Annotated in this window: 17 protein-coding genes; 8 read left to right on the top strand and 9 right to left on the bottom strand. The window is 66.6% G+C overall.

Going from position 1 to position 21,916, the window contains the following annotated elements:
• The first annotated feature begins 5 nt into the window (after positions 1–5).
• Positions 6–641 carry a TetR/AcrR family transcriptional regulator gene (locus J2X92_RS18865; protein WP_307577646.1) on the top strand — a complete coding sequence of 212 codons (636 nt, stop codon included), beginning with the start codon at positions 6–8 and terminating at the stop codon, positions 639–641.
• A gap of 86 nt (positions 642–727) precedes the next feature.
• Complete coding sequence (locus J2X92_RS18860; RefSeq protein ID WP_307577644.1) at positions 728–1,501, top strand: esterase/lipase family protein; 774 nt, start codon at positions 728–730, stop codon at positions 1,499–1,501.
• A 16-nt stretch (positions 1,502–1,517) separates the two neighbouring features.
• On the opposite strand, the gene J2X92_RS18855 is transcribed toward J2X92_RS18860, so the two are convergent.
• The 3 genes from J2X92_RS18855 to J2X92_RS18845 all read right to left on the bottom strand — a co-directional run bounded on the left by J2X92_RS18855 (position 1,518) and on the right by J2X92_RS18845 (position 6,877).
• Positions 1,518–4,736: a bifunctional cytochrome P450/NADPH--P450 reductase gene (locus J2X92_RS18855; RefSeq protein WP_307577642.1), complete on the bottom strand. Its 3,219-nt coding sequence runs from the start codon at positions 4,734–4,736 to the stop codon at positions 1,518–1,520.
• Between the two features lie 122 nt (positions 4,737–4,858).
• Positions 4,859–6,124, bottom strand: coding sequence for a branched-chain amino acid ABC transporter substrate-binding protein (locus tag J2X92_RS18850; protein WP_307577640.1), 1,266 nt, complete (start codon positions 6,122–6,124; stop codon positions 4,859–4,861).
• Positions 6,125–6,187: 63 nt separating this feature from the next.
• Complete coding sequence (locus tag J2X92_RS18845; RefSeq protein ID WP_307577638.1) at positions 6,188–6,877, bottom strand: TetR/AcrR family transcriptional regulator; 690 nt, start codon at positions 6,875–6,877, stop codon at positions 6,188–6,190.
• Between the two features lie 86 nt (positions 6,878–6,963).
• On the opposite strand from J2X92_RS18845, the gene J2X92_RS18840 reads away from it, so the two are divergent.
• From J2X92_RS18840 to J2X92_RS18825, 4 genes are all read left to right on the top strand, one after another.
• Complete coding sequence (locus J2X92_RS18840) at positions 6,964–8,577, top strand: AMP-binding protein (protein WP_307577636.1); 1,614 nt, start codon at positions 6,964–6,966, stop codon at positions 8,575–8,577.
• Positions 8,578–8,587: 10 nt separating this feature from the next.
• Positions 8,588–11,890, top strand: coding sequence for a carboxyl transferase domain-containing protein (locus J2X92_RS18835; RefSeq protein WP_307577634.1), 3,303 nt, complete (start codon positions 8,588–8,590; stop codon positions 11,888–11,890).
• A gap of 63 nt (positions 11,891–11,953) precedes the next feature.
• On the top strand, positions 11,954–13,279 hold the full coding sequence (locus tag J2X92_RS18830; protein ID WP_307577632.1) for a GDSL-type esterase/lipase family protein: 1,326 nt from the start codon (positions 11,954–11,956) through the stop codon (positions 13,277–13,279).
• 119 nt (positions 13,280–13,398) lie between these two features.
• Entirely contained in the window at positions 13,399–13,776 is a 378-nt protein-coding gene (locus tag J2X92_RS18825) for a hypothetical protein (protein WP_307577630.1), read from the top strand.
• 72 nt (positions 13,777–13,848) lie between these two features.
• On the opposite strand, the gene J2X92_RS18820 is transcribed toward J2X92_RS18825, so the two are convergent.
• From J2X92_RS18820 to purU, 3 genes are all read right to left on the bottom strand, one after another.
• Positions 13,849–15,126, bottom strand: coding sequence for a S1 family peptidase (locus J2X92_RS18820; RefSeq protein ID WP_307577628.1), 1,278 nt, complete (start codon positions 15,124–15,126; stop codon positions 13,849–13,851).
• Positions 15,123–15,767, bottom strand: a complete 645-nt coding sequence (locus J2X92_RS18815) for a DUF2846 domain-containing protein (RefSeq protein WP_307577626.1) — start codon at positions 15,765–15,767, stop codon at positions 15,123–15,125. Before J2X92_RS18815 ends, J2X92_RS18820 begins: the two co-directional genes overlap by 4 nt.
• Before the next feature lie 159 nt (positions 15,768–15,926).
• The gene (gene purU / locus J2X92_RS18810) at positions 15,927–16,772 is read right to left on the bottom strand and encodes a formyltetrahydrofolate deformylase (protein WP_307577624.1); all 846 of its coding nucleotides are present in this window, start codon (positions 16,770–16,772) and stop codon (positions 15,927–15,929) included.
• Between the two features lie 127 nt (positions 16,773–16,899).
• On the opposite strand from purU, the gene J2X92_RS18805 reads away from it, so the two are divergent.
• Positions 16,900–18,234 (top strand): aminotransferase class III-fold pyridoxal phosphate-dependent enzyme, encoded by a 1,335-nt coding sequence (locus tag J2X92_RS18805; protein WP_307577622.1) that lies wholly within the window; start codon positions 16,900–16,902, stop codon positions 18,232–18,234.
• A gap of 15 nt (positions 18,235–18,249) precedes the next feature.
• On the opposite strand, the gene J2X92_RS18800 is transcribed toward J2X92_RS18805, so the two are convergent.
• Positions 18,250–19,095 carry a ChaN family lipoprotein gene (locus J2X92_RS18800; RefSeq protein ID WP_307577620.1) on the bottom strand — a complete coding sequence of 282 codons (846 nt, stop codon included), beginning with the start codon at positions 19,093–19,095 and terminating at the stop codon, positions 18,250–18,252.
• Positions 19,096–19,155: 60 nt separating this feature from the next.
• On the opposite strand from J2X92_RS18800, the gene J2X92_RS18795 reads away from it, so the two are divergent.
• Positions 19,156–20,217 (top strand): AbrB family transcriptional regulator, encoded by a 1,062-nt coding sequence (locus J2X92_RS18795; protein WP_307577618.1) that lies wholly within the window; start codon positions 19,156–19,158, stop codon positions 20,215–20,217.
• Between the two features lie 69 nt (positions 20,218–20,286).
• Here J2X92_RS18795 and J2X92_RS18790 read toward each other — a convergent pair whose 3' ends face one another.
• Both J2X92_RS18790 and J2X92_RS18785 read right to left on the bottom strand, forming a co-directional pair.
• Positions 20,287–20,598, bottom strand: coding sequence for a BTH_I0359 family protein (locus tag J2X92_RS18790; protein ID WP_093017097.1), 312 nt, complete (start codon positions 20,596–20,598; stop codon positions 20,287–20,289).
• 87 nt (positions 20,599–20,685) lie between these two features.
• Positions 20,686–21,888 carry a DUF3108 domain-containing protein gene (locus J2X92_RS18785; RefSeq protein ID WP_307577616.1) on the bottom strand — a complete coding sequence of 401 codons (1,203 nt, stop codon included), beginning with the start codon at positions 21,886–21,888 and terminating at the stop codon, positions 20,686–20,688.
• Positions 21,889–21,916: the final 28 nt, after the last annotated feature.

Genomic DNA, 21,916 nt, shown 5'->3' with positions numbered 1-21,916 from the left:
CGGTTGTGGCCAGTTCCAACACCACGCGCGATCGCATCCTGCAGGCGAGCCTTGCGCTGTTCAACGCGGAAGGCCTCGCGGCGGTGTCCACGCACAAGATCGCGGCCGAGCTCGGCATGAGTCCGGGCAACCTGCACTATCACTTCAAGGCCAAGCAGCTGATCGTCGAGTGGCTGTTCCGGCGTTTCGAGCAGCGGCTCGAGGTGCTCGACGGTTCTTCCGGCGCGATCACCGCCATCGACGACCTCTGGCTGGCGCTGCACCTGCGCTTCGAAGCCATCGACCAGTACCGGTTCATCTATCGCGACATGGCCTTCCTGGCCGGCGAATACCCCGCGCTCGGCCAGCGCGCGCAGGCACTCACCGCGCAGAACCTGCTGGCGGCGCAGGCACTCTGCGAAGGGCTGGTGGCCTCGGGTGTCATCGAGACCAGCGCCGAGCAGGCGCGCATCCTTGCGCTGCAGATGGTCTTCACCACCACCTGCTGGCTGTCGTTCGAACGCCTGGTGCCGGGGCGCGACGCGCTGGCGCAGGCCGACCCCGGATTGGCGGCTTTTTACACGCTCACCTTGATTTCCCCGTATGTTTCGAGCGAATCGAGGGCTTACCTTGATTACCTGCGGGGCAAATACCTCGGATAAACATCGCAGTTGTCCGACGAGCCAGTGAAACTTTGGTTCGCCATGCTCGCTCCATAGAACAAAGACCGCAAAGGAAAGCTGCCCTCATGACCACCGCAACCCGAGAACCCATCGCGCCGCCATCGGGCCTCTTGCTGCTGGCCGAAGCGCGCGCCCTCTGGGAAACGGGCGCCGGCATCGCCATGTGGCCGCTGCTGCAGCTCACGCCGCGCGGCGACGGGCACCCGGTGCTCGTGCTGCCCGGCCTCGTGGCGGGCGACGGCTCCACGCTGGTGCTGCGCCGCTACCTGTGCAGCCGCGGCTACGACGCGCGCGGCTGGGGCCTGGGCCGCAACTTCGGCCCGCGCCAGGGCGTGGAAGACGGCATGGTCGCGCTGCTCAAGTCTCTGCACGAGGAAAGCGGACAAAAAGTCAGCGTCATCGGCTGGAGCCTGGGCGGCGTCTATGCGCGCCTCCTGGCGTCGGCACAACCGGACCTGGTGCGCAACGTCATCACCCTCGGCAGCCCGTTCTCCGGCAGCCCGCGCGCCACCAATGCATGGCGCGTGTACGAGGGCGTGAGCGGGCAGAGCTCGCACGACCCGCGCCGCATGAAGTTCGTGCAGCCGACGCCCCCGGTGCCCACGACCTCGATCTTCAGCCGCACCGACGGCGTCGTCGCGTGGCGCTGCAGCATCGAGAAGCCGGGCCCGCAGGCAGAAAACATCGAGGTGGTGGCGAGCCACATGGGGCTGGGTGCGCATCCCGCGGTGCTCTATGCATTGGCCGATCGCCTTGCGCAGCCGGAGGGCGAGTGGAAGCCGTTCAACCGCGGCCTGCTCGGGCCGCTGGTCTATCCCGATCCGGAACGCAAGGCCTGAGTTCGTTGTAGCGGGGCTATGCCCCCGCCCAGACGTCGAGCACGTAGCGCTGGTCGGCAATCATCTTGTCCATCCAGGCATTGCTGTCGTGGCCGTGCTCCCGCGCAAGGTCTGCGAGCGTGCGCCGCACATCGGGCTCCATGCGCGAACCGTCGCCGCACACGTAGATCACCGCGCCGGCCTCCAGCAGCTTCCATACGGCTGCGCCCTGTTCGCGAATCAAGTCCTGCACGTAGACCTTGCGTTCGCCAGCGCGCGAGAACGCGGTGTGCAGCGTCATGAGCCCGCGGTGCGACCAGGCCTTGAGTTCCTCGGCATAGATGAAATCCTGCTCGGGGTGCCGGCAGCCGAAGAAGAGCATTGCGTCGCCCAGCGCTTCGCCGCGCTCGACCTGCGCCGCGCGCTCCTGGATGAAGCCGCGGAACGGCGCCAGCCCGGTACCGGGCCCGACCATGACGAGCGGGCGCTGCGGGTCTTCAGGCAGGCGGAACCCCTCAGCCGTGGTTTCGCGAATCACGCCGTGCACCGTGTCGCCCGCTTCGGCGCGCGCGAGGTAGTTGGAGCACACGCCTTCGAAGGTGCCGTTGCCCGAAAGCGCGGGTGCGCTCACCACGCCCACCGTGACGCTGCAGCGCCCCGGCGTCATCGTCGGTGAGGACGCGATCGAGTAGTAGCGCGGGGAGAGCGGCGACAGCATTTCGAGGAACACCGCGAAAGGCACCTGGCAGGCGCGGTGCTCCTCGAGCAGGTCGAGCAGCGACTTGCGTTTGTGCAGCACCTCGGATTTGTAGGTGGCCTGAGAGGCGTCGTCGCTGCCCGATAGTGCAGCGAGCTTGGGCTTGGTGAACGGGCACTCGGTGTGCGCCGCCAGCGTGGCGATTTGCTTGCGCGTGGCTACGTCCTGCAACTCGACGTAGTCGCCGAGCAGGCGATCGACCGCAATCACCTGGTCGACCGGCAGCGCGGTCTTGCGTCCTGGAGCGGCCTGCAGCCGCACATGCGCGGAACGGTCGAATCCGAAGCGCGCCATCGCGCGCTCCACCTGGGCCGGGCTGTTGCGCGGCACCACGCTCAGGTGATCGCCGGGCACGTAGTTCACGCCCTCGGGCAGCATCAGCTCGACGTGTCGCGTGGAGCGGCCGCTCTCGGTGTCGCTGCCGGGATTCTGCAACTCGCGGTTCTCGATCACGCGCAGTGCCACGGCGCCCAGCGCATCGACGAGGGCGTTCTTCTGCGGCGGGGGCAGTTCCTCGAGTGTGTAGAGCGGCTCGGCCTCGGCGGGCGTGTCGGCGCCGGATTGAATGCCGAAGGCTTTCACCAGCTGCGGCCAGAGCGCATCGCTCCAGTCCTGGAAGGCGCCATCCATGTCTTCGCGCGCGTCGCCTTCGCCGCGCGGATGCACGCGCGTGGCGCCGAGCGCTTCGAGCCGCTCGTCGATGCGGCGCGGCACCGCCTGGTAGGTGGCGGCCCAGTCGGTATTGCCGCAGCCGAAGACGCTGAAGCGCACGCCGTTGAGCGAATCATCGGCCTTGTCGAGCCAGCGATGGAACTCGGCGGCGTTGTCGGGCGCCACGCCGTTGTACGAGGCACAGACGATGGCCACCGCGCCGCTGGCGGGCATCCGCTCGGCGTAGTCGTCGAGCGAGGCCACCTGGGTCGAGAAGCCGCGCAATTCGCCGGCCTCGGCCAGCTGGCGCGCCAGGTCTTCGGCCGTTCCGAGGTTGGAACCCTGCAGCACCAGCAGCGACGTGCCGTGCCGTTGAGCCTGCGGCTTGCGTGCGGCGGGCTGTGCCGGCGTTGCAATCGCGGCGGCCGCTTCGCCGTTGCCGCGTGGCCGCGTGGCCGGATCGCGCAGCAGCGCCTTGATCTTGAAGTTCTCCGGCTTGATCGTCAGCGCTTCCTTGATCTTGAGCTTGTAGTCCGTGTGATCGATCAACGTGAAGCGCTGCAGGATCATGCCCAGCGTGAGTACCGCTTCCTGCAAGGCAAACTGGCGCCCGATGCAGGCACGCTGCCCATTGCCGAAGGGCTTGAAGGCATTGGCCGGACGCTCGCGCTCGGCTTCGCGGCTGAAGTGGTCGGGGTCGAACTGGTCGGCGTTCTCACCCCAGATGCCTTTGTCACGATGCAGCGCCAGCGCATGCATGATGATCATGTTGTTCTTCTTGATCGTGTACTGTCCGCCGATGGTCGTGTCTTCCTTCGCGCGCATCGAGATCGCAGGCGCGGTCGGGTAGAGGCGCAGTGCCTCCTTCAGTACCTGCATCACGTACTGCAGGCGGTTGACCTGCGCATACGTCGGTTTTTGCGAGGTGTCGGGCCCGAACACGCTGTCGACCTCAGCCTGCGCCTTGGCCAACGCTTCGGGGTTCTTCAGCAAAAAGTAGATCGCGAACGAGAGCAGGCCGCTCGTGGTCTCGTGCCCCGCGATGAGGAATTCGATGCACTCGTCGCGGATCATCTTGTCGGTGAGCTTCTCGCCGCTCTTCTTGTCGACGCCCGCGATCATGTAGCTCAGCAGGTCGGGCTTGGTCGCGATGTCGGCACCGCTCGCGCGGCGCTCTTCGATGATGTCTTCCACCATCTTGTGCATGAAGCGGATGTCTTTTCGCTGCTGGGCGAGCTCCTTCTTGAGCATCAGCTCCTCCAGCGGCAGGCCGCGGCGGTTCTGCACCGTTTCGAGCGTGCGCACCATCGCATCGACGAAGGGATGAAAGCCCTCGCGGTAGAACGAATTGAAGCGGTAGCCGAAGCCGCACAACCCGATGGTGTCGAGCGTGAGCGCCGTCATGTCGCGCACCACGTCCACTTCTTCATCGAAGTTCAGGCGCTCCCACTTGGTGACCAGCTGGTCCGCGATGTCCAGCATCATAGGGTGGTAAGCCTGCATGGCGCGCTGGCTGAAGTTGGCCAGGAGGATGTTGTGCGGCTTGGACCAGGTTTCCTCGTGCGTATCGGAGGTGAAGAGCCCGTGCGATGCGGCCCGCAACCGGCGCAGCGCGCCGCGCGTGCTCTTGTCGAAGCGCGCCTCTTCGCAGAGCTCGTCGATCAGCGCGGGCGATGAGACCACGATCACCGGCATGCCCGGCATGTCGAGCCAGTAGATGCCGCCGAGTTCCTGCGCGATCCTCCACATGTCCAGCACGGGGGAGTCCGATCCGATCGACAGCAGGTTGCCGACGAACGGCTTCTTTGCAGGATGCGGTATCGGATGGAGCGAGTTCTTGCCTGCCATGGGTTCTTGCGCCTTTGGTATGGACCCGCTTCGGAGATCCGGGGTGTGACATCCGGAGTATCTCGACCGCACGGGTGCGCGGCAGGACGGGGTTTCCCTTAGGAGGCCCCATGCATCGGGCTTCAGCCGCCGGGGCGGACCATCTTGCAGTCGGTGCCCTGGGCCAGCTCGTTCCCGGTATAGACCGCGTCGGTGCGGAAGCCATAGTTGGTGCCTTCCCAACCCGACTTGACACTCTTGCCATCGACCGGCGCGATCGTGTTGACCACCTGCGGCAACAGCAGCTGGTGGTCCTCGGCGCGCATGCGGATGGGGCCCACCACCGAATCGAAGGTCATGTCTTCAAGTGCGGTGGCCACCTTCACCGTGTCGGTGCTGCCGGCCTTGTTGATGGCGGCGGCCAGCAGACGCGGCGTGAAGTCGATGCGCGGCGACAGGAAATCCTTGCCAGTCTTGGCCTTGTAGGCCTTGGCGAGCGCATCGACCCGCGGCGTGTTGGCCTGGCCTGGATGCCATTCGGCAACCCAGGTCAGCTGCCCCAGCTTGGCCTGCGACACCGCCAGCACCGTGCCGGGCACCGAGCCCGCGCTGTGATTGAAGTAGCGCAGGTTGTAGCCTGCATCGCCCGCGGCCTTGAGCAGCAGGGTCATGTCCTGTCCCCAGTTGCCGGTAATGACCGAGTCGGCCCCGCTTTGCTTGATGTTCGCGATGTAAGGCGAGAAGTCTTTCACGCGGCCGATGAGGTGCAGCGTTTCGCCGACGAACTGCACGTCGGGCCGCGCGAGGCCCACGAGCTGGCGTCCGTAGCTCGCCCATTGCTTGCCGTGGGCATAGTCCTGGTTCAGCAGGTAGACCTTCTTCACGTCGGGCGTCTTCTTGATGTAGTTGGCCAGCGCCTTCATCTTCATCGCTGTGTTGGCCTCGGTCTGGAAGTGCCAGAAGCTGCAGGTCTTGCCCGTCATCTCGGGGTCGATCGACGAATGGTTCAGCACGATCAGTTCCTTGCCCGGATTGCGCTGGTTCCAGCGTGCCACCGACTGCACGAGCGCGGTGACCACCGAGGAACCCGACCCACCCGTGACGATGGCCTTGGCGCCCTGGTCGATGGCCGCCTGCAGCGCGCTCTGGCTTTCCTGCGCCGAGAGCTTGCTGTCGAACTGCAGCAGCTGCAGCTTGGTGCCGCCGAGCACGCCGCCCTTGGCGTTGATCTCCTCGATGGCGTATTGCACGTGCATGAGCATCAGTTCGCCCACGTTCGCGAACGGGCCTGACAACGGGTCGATATAGGCGATCTTGTAGGTTGGCTGCTGGGCCTGTGCTGCACCCGAAAGGGCCAGCAGTGAGGCGAGGGCGATGGGCGCCAATGGCGCGCGAGTGAACTTGGGCATGTCCGTCTGTCTCCGGTGTCGTTGGAAAAACTTCCGCGGAGGGCGCGCGACGCGCCTTTCGCTTCAACGCGGTTCTTTGGCGCTGCGCAAGCCGATCACGCGGCTCGCCAGCTTGGTGAGTTCGATCACCACTTCCTCGGGCGAGAGGCGGCCGTCGGGCCGGTACCAGCTGTACAGAAAACCCGGCAGGCTGCAGGCGGCCAGCGCGGTGATCTTTGTCTCGGTGAAATCCAGGTCGCCATCGCGGCGCGCTTCTTCGAGCAGCGGGCAGAGCAGGTCGTAGAAGTGGTGCGCGAGCTTCTTCTGCGCGGTGACGTATTCGGGCCGGTAAACCTGCGGTTCGCGGTACGCAAAGAAGGCGCAGGGGTGGTGCGCGATGGTGGCGCGTATCAGCCGCTCGATGCCTTCGAGCACCTTCTCGCTCGCGCGGCGCGGATCGCCCGCCGCGAAGTCGAGCGCGGTGAAGCAATCGACCGTTGGGCGCCAGGAAAGCGTTTCGAAGATCTCCTGCTTGTCCCGAAAGTAGTAGTACACGAAGGGCTTGGTCACGCCCAGCGCGCGAACGATCTGCGCCATGGTCGTGTTGGCGTAGCCCTGCGCGGCAAAGAGCTGAGCGGCGGCCTGCAGGATGCGCTCGCGCTGCAGGTCGGTGCCCTGCGTGGCCGCGCGCTGGCGGCCCGTGCCCTGGGGCTGGTGCGCCTGCGCGGTGCCCTTGCCAGAGGGTTTTTGCCGTGTCGCCGAAGTTATACCCATGGGTAGGATTGTTGGTGCACCATGCGCTCGTTGGCAAGCGTCCGCCCCGCACGGGCGGCTATCGATAACCCTGAGAAAGTGACGCCATGGAGACATTGCCCGACCGCCCGCAACAGCCCCTGCACGAGTACCTGCGCGCCCATGCGCGAGAGCGCGCCGACACCGCCGCCTGCATCTGGTACGGCCATGCCATGACGTGGTCGCAGCTCGACCGCGCGAGCGACGCCTTCGCGGCCAGGCTGCAGGCCATTGGCGTGAAGAAGGGCGAGCCGGTGGTGCTGTTTCTCAACAACTGCCCGCAGTACCTGGTCGCGCATTACGGCATCCAGAAGATCGGCGCGATCGTCTGCCCGTGCAGTCCGCTCAACAAGGAGCACGAACTGGCCTACCAGGTGAACGACCTCGGTGCGCGAGCGATCGTTGCCGCCGCGCCGCTATTGCCGGTGGTGCGAAAGGTGCAGCCGGAGAGCGCACTCGCGCACGTGTTCGTGGTGCACTACGCCGACCTGCTGCCCGAGCAGCCCACGCTCGACCTGCCCGCTGAACTGGCGGCCGAGCGCGACGCCACGCGCAGCGTGCCTGCGGACTGCGAAGACTTCCTGGCCGTGATGCAAAGCGGCGCCGTGCCGCAACCCGTGGCCATCGATCTCGACGACGTGGCGCTCATGACCTACACCTCGGGCACCACGGGGCTTCCGAAGGGCGCCATGCTGAGCTATGGCAACGCACTCTTCAAGACACGCGCGGCGTCCGACTGCAACAGCGTGGCAAGCAGCGACGTGCTGCTGTCGATTCCACCGCTCTATCACATCGCCGGCATGCTGATGGGTGTGAACGTGCCCGTGCTCAGCGGCGCAACGTCGGTGCTGCTGCATCGCTTCGATGCGCGCGCCGTGCTGCAGGCCATTGCCCAGTACAAGGTGAACTGGTGGTACAGCATCGCGCCGATGAACGTGGCCTGCATGCAGGTGCCAGACATCGCGAGCTTCGATCTCTCGAGCCTTCGGCGCAATCCGGTCACGAGCTTCGGCATCACCTTCACCGAAGCGCTGGCCGCGCAGTGGCGCTCGCATGCGCCCAACTGCACGTCGTTCGAAGCCGCGTACGGGCTCAGCGAAACCCACACCTGCGACACCTACACGCCGCATCATTCGCCGCGCTGGGGCACGCAGGGCATTGCGGTGCCGGGCGTGACCATCCGCATCGTCGACACCGAGACGCAAGCCGACCTGCCCACCGGCGAGGTTGGCGAGATCGTGCTGACCAGCCCCGGCTGCTTCAAAGGCTACTGGAACAAGCCCGAGGCCACGGCCGCCACGCTGCGCAATGGCTGGGTGCACACCGGCGACATTGGCAAGCTCGACGCGGACGGCTACCTCACCTTCATGGGCCGCATCAAGGAGATGATCAAGGTCTCGGGCTACAGCGTGTTTCCGGAACAGGTCGAGACCATTCTCATCAAGCATCCCGCCGTGGCGCAGGCGGCCGTCATCGCGCAGCCCGACCCCGAGAAGGGCGAGGTGGTCAAGGCCTTCATCGTGCGCAAGCCCGGCGCCACGCTCGACGCCGAGGCGCTCATCGCCTGGTCGCGCGACAACATGGCGAGCTACAAAGCGCCGCGAGCCGTGAGCTTCATCGATGCGTTGCCGACCACCGGTGCCGGCAAGGTGCTGCGCCGGCTGCTGAAAGACAAGACCTGAAAGGCCTCTCTTGTTCTCCAAGATCCTGATTGCCAACCGCGGCGAGATTGCCGTGCGGCTGGTGCGCGCGCTGCGCGACCTGGGCATTGCGAGCGTGGCGGTGCATGCGCGCGATGATGCATCTGCGCTACATGTGCAGCTGGCCGATACGGCGGTGGCACTCGATGCGACTGGGCCGTCTGCCTATCTCCACATTGCGGCCTTGATCGGCATTGCGAGCGCGCAAGGCTGCGACGCGGTACATCCCGGCTACGGCTTCCTGAGCGAGCGCGCCGACTTCGCACAGGCTTGCGTCGAAGCCGGCCTGGTCTTCATCGGCCCGACCGCTGAGCAGTTGGCGTTGTTCGGCGACAAGGCGCGCGCACGTGCGCTCGCCACGCGGTGCGACGTGCCGGTGATGCCCGGCAGCGCGGGCGCGGTGACGCTCGCAGAGGCACAGGCGTTTTTTGCCGAGCAGCATGCGCAGGGTGCGGGCGTGATGATCAAGGCGATCGGCGGCGGCGGCGGGCGCGGCATGCGCGCGGTGCTCCATGCGGGCGAGTTGCCCGAAGCTCACGCGCGCTGCATGTCCGAAGCCAAGGCTGCCTTCGGCGTCGAGAGCGTGTATGTCGAGCGCCTGATGCGCAACGCGCGCCATATCGAGGTGCAGGTGCTGGGCGATGGGCAGGCCGTGGCCAGCCTCGGCGAGCGCGAGTGCACCTTGCAGCGGCGCTTCCAGAAGCTGGTGGAAATTGCGCCCAGTCCTTCGCTGCCCGATGCATTGCGTGCGCAGGTTACGCAGGCGGCGCTCCGCATGGCCAAGGCCGTGGGCTATCGCGGCCTGGGTACTTTCGAGTTCCTGGTCGATGCCGAGTCGCCCACGCTTCCCTTCGTCTTCATCGAGGCCAACCCGCGGCTACAGGTCGAGCACACGGTGACCGAAGCCGTGACCGGGCTCGACCTGGTGCAGTTGCAGATCGCGGTGGCCGCCGGCAAGACGCTTGGCGCGCTCGGCGTCGACGTGGACCGCACCGCACCGCAGCGCGGCTTCGCTGTGCAATGGCGAATCAATGCCGAGACGCTCGATGCAGATGGCGATGCGCGGCCTTCCGGTGGTGCGCTCGCGCGCTTCGATCTGCCGACGGGGCCGGGCGTACGCATCGATACGCACGGCTACGCGGGGCTCGCCCCATCGCCGCACTACGACACCTTGCTGGCCAAGCTGATCGTGCATTCGCCCTCGACCAACTTCGCCGATGCGCTGCGCCGCTCGCTGCGCGCGCTGGACGAATGCCACATCGACGGCATCGCCACCAATCTTGCGCTGCTGCGTGCCATTGCGGCGCGGCCCGAGTTCGCGAGCCAGGCGGTGCACACGCGCTTCGTGGAGGCGCATCTGGGCGATCTGCTGGCCTCGGCGGCCGCGTTGGAAATCAAGCGACCAAAAAAGATCGCACCCGTTTTCGATGCAAGCGCACAGGCGCTGAGCGCTCTGGAAGAAACCGACGGCCTGACGGTCAAGGCGCCGATGCCTGCAAGGCTGGTGCAGTTCGAAGTGTCCGTGGGCGACGTGCTGCCGGCCGGTGCGCAGCTTGGCGTGCTCGAGGCCATGAAGATGGAGCACCTGCTGCAGGCGCCCACCGCAGGAAGGGTGGTGGCGCTGCTGGCCGAACCGGGCGACTACCTCGTCGAGGGCCAATCGCTGGTGCGGCTGGAGCCGGTCGACGCGCAAGCGGTCGAAGCCGAGGCGCGCGCCGAGCACAACCTCGACACTGTCCGCCCCGACCTGCAGAAGGTGATCGACCGCCACGCCTTCACGCTCGATGCCAATCGCGGCGCAGCCGTCGCCAAGCGGCACGCGCAGGGCGGTCGCACCGCGCGAGAAAACATCGCCGACCTGTGCGACACCGCATCGGACTCAGGTAATTTCATCGAGTACGGCGCACTGGCAGTTGCCGCTCAAACGAGGCGCCGCACGCTCGAAGACCTGATCGCAAACACGCCAGCCGACGGCATGGTCACCGGCCTGGGCAGCATCAACGCGAAGCAGTTCGGCCCCGAGGTGTCGCGCTGCGCCGTGCTGGCCTACGACTACACGGTGCTGGCTGGCACGCAGGGCATGCGCAACCACCACAAGACCGACCGGCTGCTGGCGGTGGCGCACCAGCTCAAGCTGCCGGTGGTGCTGTTTGCCGAAGGCGGCGGCGGTCGGCCGGGCGACACCGACATGCCCATCGTCGCGGGTCTCAACAACCATACCTTCAGCCAGTTTGCCGCGCTGTCGGGCAAGGTCCCGGTCGTGGGCATCGTGCATGGCCGCTGCTTCGCGGGCAATGCGGCGCTGCTGGGCTGCGCCGACGTGATCATCGCCACCAAGGGCAGCAACATCGGCATGAGCGGGCCCGCGATGATCGAGGGCGGCGGGCTCGGCACCTTTGCGCCGGAGCAGATCGGGCCGAGCAGCGTGCAGTCGCGCAATGGCGTGATCGACATCCTGGTCGAAGACGAAGCTGCGGCGGTGGCTGCGGCGAAGCAATACCTCTCGTACTTCCAAGGCCCCGTTGCCGACTGGCATTGCGCCGATCCGCGCATGCTGCGCCACGTGGTGCCCGAGAACCGGCTTCGCGTGTACGACGTGCGCGCCGCGATGCGCGGCGTGGCCGACACGGGCTCTCTGCTCGAACTGCGCGCCGGCTTCGGCGCGGGTATCGTCACGGCGCTTGCGCGCATCGAGGGCAAGCCGGTGGGGCTGATGGCCAACAACCCGCATCACCTCGGCGGCGCCATCGACGTGGATGCCGCGGACAAGTCCGCGCGCTTCATGCAGCTGTGCAACGCACACGGGTTGCCGATCGTCTCGCTGTGCGACACGCCCGGATTCATGGTGGGGCCGGAGATCGAGGCACAGGCCCAGGTTCGCCACGTGTGCCGCATGTTCATGGTGGCTTCCCATCTGCGCGTGCCCTTCTTTGCGGTGGTGCTGCGCAAGGGCTATGGCCTGGGGGCGCAGGCCATGACGGCCGGTGGCTTCGATGCGCCGGTGTTCACGGTGGCCTGGCCCACGGGTGAATTCGGCGCCATGGGGCTCGAAGGTGCGGTGCGGCTGGGCTACCGCAAGGAGCTGGCCGGAGTGCCCGAAGGTGCCGAGCGCGATGCGTTGTTCAAGAAGCTCGTGGCGCAGCAGTACGCCAACGGCGAGGCGATCCACATGGCGCAGACGCTGGAGATCGATGCGGTGATCGATCCCGCGGATACGCGCACTTGGCTGGTGCGCGGGCTTGCTTCCGCAACGCGCCCCATGGAGGCGCCCTTGCCTTACGTAGACACTTGGTAACGATCCACTAGACCTCGTCACATGCGAGTGCAAAGGGGCTCCGTACACTGAGTCGCTTTGCGCATGAAACTGGGTTCGCATTGGCTTTCTGTTCTTCGCCAAGGTGTGCTGCGGCATGGAGTGGCCGCAGTCGGCTTCGTGCTGCTGGCCGCTGCGGTGGCCGTGCAGGCCGTTCAGCCCACCGCGCGTCCGCGCCAACCCGCCGAGGCGCAATGGGTGGCCGCGTGGACTGCTGCTCCGGTGGACTTTCGCGAGCTGAGCGCGAACCCCCTGCTCACGGCTGCGGCACCCCGGCCCGGCGGTGACGCCTTTCGCGGACAAACGGTCCGTCAGCAGTTCGAGCCCGCGCTCGGTGGCGACCGTGTTCGCATCCGTTTCTCCAACCGGTTCGGCAAGACGCCCCTGCGCGTTGCCGCTGCGAGCGTGGCGCGCAGCACCGGCAGCGGCGCGATCTCGCCGTCGACGGTGCGGGTGCTGCGCTTCGGCGGGCGCAACAGCGTGGTGGTCGCACCCGGCGCGGAAATCTGGAGCGACGGCGTCGATCTGAAAGTCGAGCCCGGGCAGGCGGTGGCGGCGAGTGCCTTCTTCGACCGCGCAGCGCCTTTCGCGACCGTTCACCTGCAGGCGGCTGATGCGAGCTGGGTGGGCGGGGGCAACGCCATTTCTGCTGCCACGCTCCCAAATGCCGAGCCGTTGCCGCTCAATCACGTGGTGACCGGGCTCGACGTGATGACCTCGCAGCCGACGCGGGCGGTGGTCGCGTTCGGCGACTCGATCACCGCGGGCGGCGGCGAGGCGGGCGATGGTTCGTACCCCGACCTGCTTGCAACGCGCCTGCGCAACGGTGCTGCGGCAGCGCAGCCGGTGTCGGTGCTCAATGCGGGCATCGGCGGTAACCGGCTGCTGGTCGACGGCATCGGCCCCAATGGGCTTTCGCGCTTTGCACGCGATGCCCTGGGACAGTCGGGCGTGACGCACGTGATCGTGCTGCTCGGCACCAACGACATCGGCCGCAGCGTGTTCGTATTGCCGGCGCGGCCGACGCCCGAGCACGAGGTGGCGACCGCTGCGCGCATCACGGAAGGCCTGCAGCAGTTGACCAAGCAAGCCCGGGCCAAGGGTGTGAAAGTGCTGATCGGCACCGTTCCGCCGTTCAAGAACACGCCCTATTGGGCGGAAAGTTCCGAGGCCATGCGCGGCGAGGTCAACCGCTGGATCCGCAGCCGCCAGGACGTGGACGGCGTGATCGATTTCGATGCCATCCTGCGCAATCCAGCCGATCCCCAGTCCCTGAACCCGCTGTACGACAACGGCGACCACCTGCATCCCAACAAGGCGGGCCACGCCGCCATGGCCGCCGCCATCGATGTTCGCGAATTGCAAGAGTGAGTGCCAACAAAGGCGTCATTCCTGCGAAACACCTCTACACAAAGTCCCGTCGAGTGCTTACAGGCGCTTCACATGACCGCGGCAGCATGAAGGCTCCAACCACTCATGAGGGGACACCCATGAAAAAAGTCGCAATCACCTTGGCCATCGGCGCAGCTTCGCTGCTTTCCGTCGGGGGCGCACTCACGCTGCCGACCACCGCGCATGCGCAGCGCGCAGTGATCGTCGAGACGCCGCCGCCGCCGCCGCGATCGGAGCGCATGCCCCCTCCGCGCCGTGGCTACGTGTGGGCTCCGGGGCACTACGAATGGCGCAACGGACAACACGTGTGGGTCCGGGGCTCGTGGGTGCGTGCCCGTCGGGGCTATGCCTACCGTCCGCCGGAATGGCGCGAACGCGACGGCCGCTGGGAATACCGCCGTGGCGAATGGGACCGTGACGGCGACGGCGTGCCGAACCGCCGCGACAGCCGTCCGGACAATCCGAACCGGAACTGATGCGGTCTCCGCGGCGGCAGGCGGCCACGACCTCGGCAATGCTGGGCGTCCGCCTGCCGCCGCGAGGCGGGCCTAACGCAGGCTGACCAGCTCCAGGACTTCGCTGACTTGGAATGCTCCGCCGCTTGCGCCGCCGCGCGTTTTGACTTCGAAGCGAATGACACGCCCGAGCTCGGGTGAAAACCACACTTGGGCCCGGTAGGGACCGTACTGGTTGCCGGTAACCGCGCCCGCATCCGCGAAGCGTTGCGTGAATCCGCGGTATTCGATGCGAACGGCCTTGATCTCCTGCCCGCCTACCGTCAGCACAGTGTCTTCCATCACCGTCGCAGACAGATCCATGTTGATGCGAGTCCCGCCCAACGTGGAGTTGTAGCGCGTCTTCCAGGCGGCTTCCTGCTTGAAGTTTGTCTTGGCCCAGCCGCCTGGCGGCATCGCTGCGTCGAACTCGCCCGCAATGGCGCTGGTTAGGCTGACTACTTCGCCTCCGGGCTTCTCGACCCACCCACCGCTGTTGAAGCTGATTCGATCCTCCGTGGCGGGGTCCGCGCGGTAGATCACCTTGCGATAGATGTTTGTGAGACGGTCGTGCAGTTGGTACTCCACGACGCTCGGCCGGGCGGCGCTCTGGCCCGGTGCTGGCACGCCGGTTGCGAAGGCCGCTGCGGGTTGCGTGGCCAATCGCTCGATAGCAAGCTGGCCACGCACCGGCACGTCGGCAATCCACGCCGCCGGCATGGCGAGAATTGCCGCGCCCGAACCGGCGGCCGCGCCGCTCATCAAGCCGACCAGCCGACCCTGCGCGTCGAACAGTCCTGCGCCACCGAGGCCCGCCTCCGGCTGTGCCGCAAGCTGCAAGGCTTCGAGTTCGCCGGCATCGTTGCGCCGCAAGCCGGCGAGCATGCCGGTACCAAGCGTCAGTTCTTTGCCGCGCGGCGATCCGACGATAAAGAGCGGCATGCCGACCTGCAGCGCATTCGCGGGCGCGATGCCGATTGGCGACGCGGAAAAATTTGCGATCCGCAGTTGGCAGAGATCGCGTGCCACGTCCGGGTAGACCAACGTGGCTCCGTAGCTCACATTGTCGCGCTTCAGCGCCACGCTGGCAGCCTTTGCGAGCAGCTGGCAGCTCGTGACGGCGGTGCCGGCGCCGGTGGCGACAGCGCTGCCCGTGGCCAGCACTTTGCCTTGCGCGTCATGGGCTTGAACCACCCAGACGTTGGACGAAACACGAGCGAAGAGTGCGTCGGGCGCGAGCGCCGCGCCGCTTCGCGCTTCCTGCGCCGACGCTGCGGGAACGGCCAGCGCTGCTGCAAGGGCCAGTGTGAAAGGCAGAGGCAGGTATCTCATCGGTTGGCTTGCAGAAGCAGTCGCAGATCGTTGATCGAAGTCTTGGCAAATGGCGTCGCTTCGGGCGCCGCGGTCGCGGTGCTGCGGGCCGGCGGCAATGCAGGTGGAGGTGCCGGTGGTGTGGCGGGCGGCGCTGCTGTTGAAATGGATGTGCGCTGCACGACTGGTGCGGCCATTGGCGCGCCGGAAGACGGTGTTGCCGTAGAGGCAGTTGCTACGGCAGCGGTGGTAGCCGGTGCAATCGGAGCGGCTTGTGCCGGCGCCGATGCATTCGCCGCCTTGGCCATCACCGGCATCGTTCCGCCGTAGGCCAGCGATGGCAGCGCCTTCCGGCCCTCCGATTCCGCCACCCGCTCGAACGCCGGACGGCCGACAACGAAGCCCAGGCCGATGCTCATTTCGACATAGGCGGTCTGCCTGGCGAGCAGCACGATGTCGATGCTGTTCTCGGCTTCGGTGCGGGCACTGGCCCGGTAGGTGCCGGCCGGCCGATCGATGAAGAAGAAGCTGTTGGGTTGCGACTTGCCGACGACCTGTCCATTGATGGTGACCTCGGGTTGAACCGCCATGCCAGCTAGCGTGTTGCGATAGAAATAGATCCGTCCCGCGTTCTCGCCGAGCGAAGGGAGGCTTTCAGCCATCTCTGAATACCGCGGTCCCGTGGCGGAACACCCGAACAGGCAGGCCGCCATTGCGGCCAACAGAAAACCACCGATCCAACGTCGCATTGCGCCTTCTCCTCTTTTGGCGCTGGATGCTACACCCGCTTACACACGGGTAGCGGTGTACCGGCGAGCGCTTTAGCGGAACACGACCGTGCGGTGCCCGTTCAGCAGCACGCGGTGCTCGCTGTGCCACTTCACGGCGCGTGCGAGCACCTGGCTCTCGGTGTCGCGGCCGCGGGCTGTGAGGTCTTCGACCGTGTCGGTGTGGTCGGCGCGCGCCACGTCCTGTTCGATGATCGGGCCTTCGTCGAGGTCGGCCGTCACGTAGTGGGCGGTGGCGCCGATCAGCTTCACGCCGCGGTCATGAGCCTGGTAGTAGGGCTTGGCGCCCTTGAAGCTGGGCAGGAACGAGTGGTGGATGTTGATCGCCCGTCCCGCTAGGCTCTTGCACAGGTCGTTGCTCAGGATCTGCATGTAGCGCGCGAGCACCACGAGCTCGGCGCCCTCAGCCTCGATGATTTCCAGCTGCCTGGCTTCGGCCTGCGCCTTGGTGGCCGCCGTCACGGGAATGTGGTGGAACGGCACGTTGTAGCTGGCCGCCAGCTGGTAGAAGTCACGGTGGTTCGAGATGATGGCGCGCACGTCGATGGCGAGCAGGCCGCTCTTCCAGCGGAACAGCAGGTCGTTCAGGCAGTGGCCTTCCTTGCTGACGAGGATCACGGTCTTCATCGGTTGGGCCGCCGCGTGCAGCTGCAGGCTCATGCCGAAGCCGGCGCCAAAGGTGGCGAGCTGCTCGCGCAGCGCCGCCTCGGTGTGGTCGCTGCAGGCAAAGCGCACGCGCATGAAGAACAGGCCGGTGTCGTGGTCGTTGTACTGGGCGGCTTCCTCGATGTTGCCGCCGCGTTCGAGCAGGAAGCCCGAAACGGCATGCACGATGCCCACGCGGTCCGGGCAGGAAAGGGTCAGGATGTATGCACTCATGAGGCCCCGATTGTCGCAGCGCGGGCGAGGGGACGCGCCGGGAAGGGCGTCCGGCGGGCAAAAGTGCAAGAATGCCAGCGACCGCGCTCGACGGCGGCATTCCAAGAGACAAGAGAAGGACGCACGCATGGCCTACCAGGACTTCAACATGGGCAACCAGTGGTTGCCCTTCACTCCAAACCGCCACTTCCAGAAAGACCCGCGCATCTTCGTGGCGGCCGACGGCATGGAGTTCACCACGCACGACGGCAAGAAGGTGATCGACGGCATCTCGTCGCTGTGGTGCGTGGGCGCGGGCCACAACAGGAAGCCCATCAACGAAGCCATCAAGAAGCAGCTCGACACGCTCGATTACGCCACGGCCTTCCAGGTCAGCAACGACAAGGCGTTCAAGGCGGCGGAGATGATCGCGTCGATGGCGCCGGGCGACCTCAACAAGGTGCTGTTCTGCAACTCCGGCAGCGAGGCGGCCGACACCTCGATGAAGGTGGCGCTGGCCTACCACCGCGCGCGCGGGGAGGGCCACCGCAACGTGTTCATCGGGCGCGAGAAGGGCTATCACGGCGTGGGCTTCGGCGGCATGTCGGTCGGCGGCATTCCGGGCAACCGCAAGGTGTTCGGCTCGGCCTTCTTGCCGCGCGTGGACCACATGCGCTTCATCCATGATCCGGTGAACCATGCGTACATCCACAACGAGGAGCCGGTGTGGGCCGAAGACCCGCTGGTCGAGCTGGAGACCCGCATCCTGCCGCTTCACGACCCGAGCAACATCGCAGCGATCATCGTCGAGCCGGTGGCGGGTTCGGCCGGCTGGTATCTGCCGCCCAAGGGCTACCTGCAGAAGCTGCGCGCCATCTGCGACAAGCACGGCATCCTACTGATCTTCGATGAGGTCATTACCGGCTTCGGACGCATGGGCACCAACTTCGCGTCGGACTACTACGGCGTGGTGCCCGACATGCTGAACTTTGCCAAGTGCGTGACCAACGGCGTGATACCCATGGGCGGCGTGATCTGCCGCGACAAGCTGTACGACGCGATGATGAAGACCGACGCGCCCGAGCACGTGGTCGAGTTCTTTCACGGCTACACCTACTCGGGCCACCCGGTGGCCTGCGCAGCGGCCATTGCCACGCTCGACTTGTTCAAGCAGGAGAACCTCTTTGCTCGCGCGGGCGAAATGGGCAAGGTGCTGGGCGACGCGTTTCACAGCACCTTCAAGGGCCTGCCGAACGTGGTCGGCATCCGCAGCCTCGGCCTTGCCGCGGCGGTGGAGCTCGCACCCATTGCCGGCACGCCCGGCAAGCGCGCCTACGACATCTTCCTGGATTGCTTCCACAAGGGCGCGCTGGTGCGGCCCGCGGGCGACGTGCTGGTGATTGCGCCGCCCTACATTGTGGAGAAGCAGCACATCGACACGCTGGTCAACACACTGGCGGATTCGATCAAAAAATTTGCCTGACCCACGGGGCGCGGGCTAGCCGGTGCGCATTCCCGCGCAGTAGTCCTTGGGCGGCAGAGGGGGCGTGCGCCAGACGGCGTCGTAAGCCCCTTTGTTGTTTTCGTTTTCTTCAGGTGATTCGCCGGCCTGCAGCCGCACGGCCTTGACCGATACATCGGTGGGCAGGTGCTGCGGCACGCCCAGCACCTTGGTGGCGTGGCCCGCGCCGCTGATCAGCAACACCGTCTTGCCCGGCTGGCGAGCCTTGACGATGGCCTGTGCCATGGCGCGGTCGCGCCCCACCTGGATCCTTGTCATCGGCACGATCTGGGGCTCGGGCAACAGCTTGCAGTGGCCTTCCCGCACGGCGTCCTGCTGCGCGGTGTAGGCCTCGCCATTGAGCTGCACGTCGAGCGAGACGTCGGTCATGGCGTTCTTCATTCGCGCCCGCGGCAGGTTCGCGCCGATGACCGGCACGCCGGCGCGCACCGCCGCCATCACCACCGGACCGTAGCTGTCCCAGGGCCAGGCCTTGTCGTTCCAACCGAGCGCGGCCTGTGCCTGCGCGTCGGTGGCCGCGGTGTCGAGTCGGGCGGTGCTGTGGCCTTCCTCGGCCATTTCGAGCAGCAGCGCGGCCAGCTTGCCCTTGCTCGCCAGCGCTTCGACGGTTTCCCGCTCGATCGCATGGTGCTCCGGGGCGTCGTGCTGTTCGCCGATGATCAGAGCGTCTGTGGGCAGCAGCGCCGCGGCACGGCGTGCCACGGGTGCATTGGGACCGTTGAAGAAGGCTGTGCAACCCGCCAGCGCAATGGCTGCGGCCACGACCGCGAACACGGGCAACGGCAAACGGGTGGCCCGCGCGGGGGAGGGTGGGCAATGCATCGAGACATACTATGCGTTGGCGCCCGCACGCCGTGCCGTCCAATTCCGCTTTTTCCTGTGGTGTCTTTCCGCTTTCCGGTTCGCGTGCTGGCCACGCTGTTGCTTGCCCTCGCCGCGGCGGTGCTCTGCCTCGCCTTGCGCACGCCGCTGCCGTGGATGATCGGGCCGCTGCTCGCGGTGTCGCTGGCATCGATTGCGGGTGCGCCCACCGCCAGCTACACGCCGCTGCGCAATGCCGGCCAATGGACCATCGGCACTGCTCTGGGGCTCTACTTCACGCCGCAGGTGGTTGCGCTGGTGGCCGGCGTCTGGTGGGCCATTGCCCTCGCCATTGTCTGGGCCTTGCTGCTCGGCTGGGGCTTTGGGCGCTGGCTGCACGGGCTGCACGCCAGGCGCATGCCGCATGTGCCGGCGAGATCCATGAGAGCGACGACTTACTTTGCAGGCGCCATCGGCGGAGCCTCGGAGATGACGCTGCTGTCCGAATCGGCCGGTGCACGCACCGACCTGGTGGCCGCGGCGCACAGCCTGCGGCTGGTGGTGGTGACCATCGCAATTCCGTTTGCCATGCAGTGGAGCGGCCTTCACGGGCTCGAAATCAACCCGCCCATGTTGCGCAACGTGAACGCGGGCGGGCTCTTGCTGCTGGCGCTGGCCACGGGCGTCGGCGGCCTTGCGATGCGTGCGCTGGGCCGAACCAACCCATGGTTCATGGGTCCGCTGGTGGTGGCGATGGCATTCACCATTGCGGGCCAGTCGCTTTCGGCGGTGCCCACCTGGGTGTCGAACGCCGCGCAGTTGGTGATTGCCGTGAGCCTGGGTGTGCGCTTCAGCCGCGAGTTCCTGCACACGGCGCCGCGCTGGTTGGGGTCGGTGGCGTTGGGCACCGCCTCCATGCTCGTGCTGTGCGCGGGCGCCGCCTGGCTGCTGGCCTGGGCCACGGGCTTGCATCCCGCCACGATGATTTTGGCTGCCTCGCCGGGAGGCATTGCGGAAATGTCGATCACGGCCAAGGTTCTGCAGCTCGGGGTGCCCGTGGTGACGGCGTTCCAGGTGTGCCGGCTGGTGGCGGTGCTGCTCTTGGTCGGGCCGATGTACCGGTGGATCTACGGACAGAAATGACCGGTTCGGCCTGAAAAGAAACAAAAAAAGCGCCCATCGGGCGCTTTTTCTGGGTCCGCGAGGCGGACTTCAGTGCACCAGCACGGGCGTGTGGGCCAGCTCGGCATAGCCCTCGAGCGTGTCCTCGACCTCTTCCTGGGTCGGCGTGTTGAGCTGCCAGGCGGCAATTTGCTGCTGGAACAGTTCGGCCCACGAACCATCGAGGTAGACCTCCTTGCCGGAACGCTTGTCGACGATCTCGAAGCCGTGGCGTTCCAGAACCGGCACATTGGGTTGCGCCGGTGTATCACTTTCGTTCGGCTGCACGTGCACGACGACGAAGGACTCCGAGTCATAGAGCATGTTCATTGCGGGGCCTGTGAGGATGTCGATAGCGTTCATGAGGCTTAGATAGCAATCAACGCGCCAGTTTCAAGAAGGGTTGTCGCATCGCTGTCACAACGGTGTTTCTTTACTTTATTTGTACTCTCAGCTGGCCGGCCCGGCGGGAAGGGTTTCACGCAACTGCATGTCGGCGAAATCGCCGTTGGGCTGTGTCAGTTTCATCCGTACCGGGAGGTACCCCATGGCCGGCGCAAGCCAGATTTCGACCTTGTCGTCGAACTCGCGCCGAGGGCTGCGCGTGAGCTTGCGCACCGCGTATTCCCCGGCCGGCACGGTCATCTGCTCTGCGCCCTCGATGTTGAAAACCCAGACACCCGCGTCGCGCGGCCCGACCGTCTGGACGGAAATGCGGCTTCCGGCCGGGTAGCGAGCCGGGTCCCCGGCCAGCATGCCGCCCAGCTGCATCACCACGCTGAGCCGGTCTTGCGCCCCCGGAAGCAGGGGCACGCTCGGGGCGTTGTTACTGAACATCACCTGTCCCTGGTCGCGCAGGAAATGCGAGGCCACCTCGCCCTTGCGGCTTTCGGAGAAGCGCGCCGGTTCGATGCCGGTAGCGCCGATCCGGCCGGTGCTGTGTTGGCTGCGGATGGTCTTGAACAGGAATTTGAGCGACAGCCGGGCGTCGTAGCTGCTGCCGTCCTGCAGCCAGACCAGGTCGCCGAAAACGCCCTGCATCGGCGAGGCGCCCTGCTGGCCCGTGACCGCGAAGGCCAGCCTCACCGAGCCGGGAATGCGCAAGGCTTCAGGTCCGACCACGTTGCCTGCCGCGGCGGAGGCCGCGCCCGCAGGATCGCCGGACGCGCCGTTCTCCATGCCGGTGTTGGCCGTGCTGCCGGCGCCGCCCAACGCGGCGCCTGCCGGGGCGCTGGCTGCAGGCTCTGGCGTGGCTGCTCCTGAATCAGTAGCATTCTGCGCTGTGAGATCCGGCGCTGGAGACGCAGGCTGTTCGGAAACCTGGGGAGCAGGCGCCGGAGGTTCTGTCGGCCGGGGCCTGGATGGCTCCCGTGGCCGCCGCGGCTTTGGTGGCGGCGACGGCTTGGCTGCGGCGGGCGGCGGCGCGGCCGCGGGTGCAGCCGTTGGCTCGGCAACCGGCGGTGCGATCACGATGGTGCGCGTGATGAACTTGTTCGCAAGCGGCGAAGGATCCGGACCCATGGCGGCCGGCGCCAACCCCAGGAGCAGCACGTGCACCAGGCCCACTGCCAGCGTCAGCCCCGCCAGCACCCGCCACGAGGGGCGGCTCGGAGGGAAGATGGATGGCGTCAGGGGGGCGACGAGCGTCGGCATGGGATGGTGGAGTGGGCGCCAGCGCCGA

This window comes from Variovorax paradoxus, from assembly GCF_030811855.1.
Classification (GTDB): domain Bacteria; phylum Pseudomonadota; class Gammaproteobacteria; order Burkholderiales; family Burkholderiaceae_C; genus Variovorax; species Variovorax paradoxus_L.
This window is presented reverse-complemented; position numbering and strand designations above follow the sequence as displayed.

Bases quoted from the DNA above. Each gene is read 5' to 3' on its own strand.
- J2X92_RS18860 (WP_307577644.1), top strand. From the start codon at position 728: ATGACCACCGCAACCCGAGAACCCATCGCGCCGCCATCGGGCCTCTTG.
- J2X92_RS18855 (WP_307577642.1), bottom strand. From the start codon at position 4,736: ATGGCAGGCAAGAACTCGCTCCATCCGATACCGCATCCTGCAAAGAAG.
- J2X92_RS18850 (WP_307577640.1), bottom strand. From the start codon at position 6,124: ATGCCCAAGTTCACTCGCGCGCCATTGGCGCCCATCGCCCTCGCCTCA.
- J2X92_RS18845 (WP_307577638.1), bottom strand. From the start codon at position 6,877: ATGGGTATAACTTCGGCGACACGGCAAAAACCCTCTGGCAAGGGCACC.
- J2X92_RS18840 (WP_307577636.1), top strand. From the start codon at position 6,964: ATGGAGACATTGCCCGACCGCCCGCAACAGCCCCTGCACGAGTACCTG.
- J2X92_RS18830 (WP_307577632.1), top strand. From the start codon at position 11,954: ATGAAACTGGGTTCGCATTGGCTTTCTGTTCTTCGCCAAGGTGTGCTG.
- J2X92_RS18825 (WP_307577630.1), top strand. From the start codon at position 13,399: ATGAAAAAAGTCGCAATCACCTTGGCCATCGGCGCAGCTTCGCTGCTT.
- J2X92_RS18820 (WP_307577628.1), bottom strand. From the start codon at position 15,126: ATGAGATACCTGCCTCTGCCTTTCACACTGGCCCTTGCAGCAGCGCTG.
- J2X92_RS18815 (WP_307577626.1), bottom strand. From the start codon at position 15,767: ATGGCTGAAAGCCTCCCTTCGCTCGGCGAGAACGCGGGACGGATCTAT.
- purU (WP_307577624.1), bottom strand. From the start codon at position 16,772: ATGAGTGCATACATCCTGACCCTTTCCTGCCCGGACCGCGTGGGCATC.
- J2X92_RS18805 (WP_307577622.1), top strand. From the start codon at position 16,900: ATGGCCTACCAGGACTTCAACATGGGCAACCAGTGGTTGCCCTTCACT.
- J2X92_RS18800 (WP_307577620.1), bottom strand. From the start codon at position 19,095: ATGCATTGCCCACCCTCCCCCGCGCGGGCCACCCGTTTGCCGTTGCCC.
- J2X92_RS18790 (WP_093017097.1), bottom strand. From the start codon at position 20,598: ATGAACGCTATCGACATCCTCACAGGCCCCGCAATGAACATGCTCTAT.
- J2X92_RS18785 (WP_307577616.1), bottom strand. From the start codon at position 21,888: ATGCCGACGCTCGTCGCCCCCCTGACGCCATCCATCTTCCCTCCGAGC.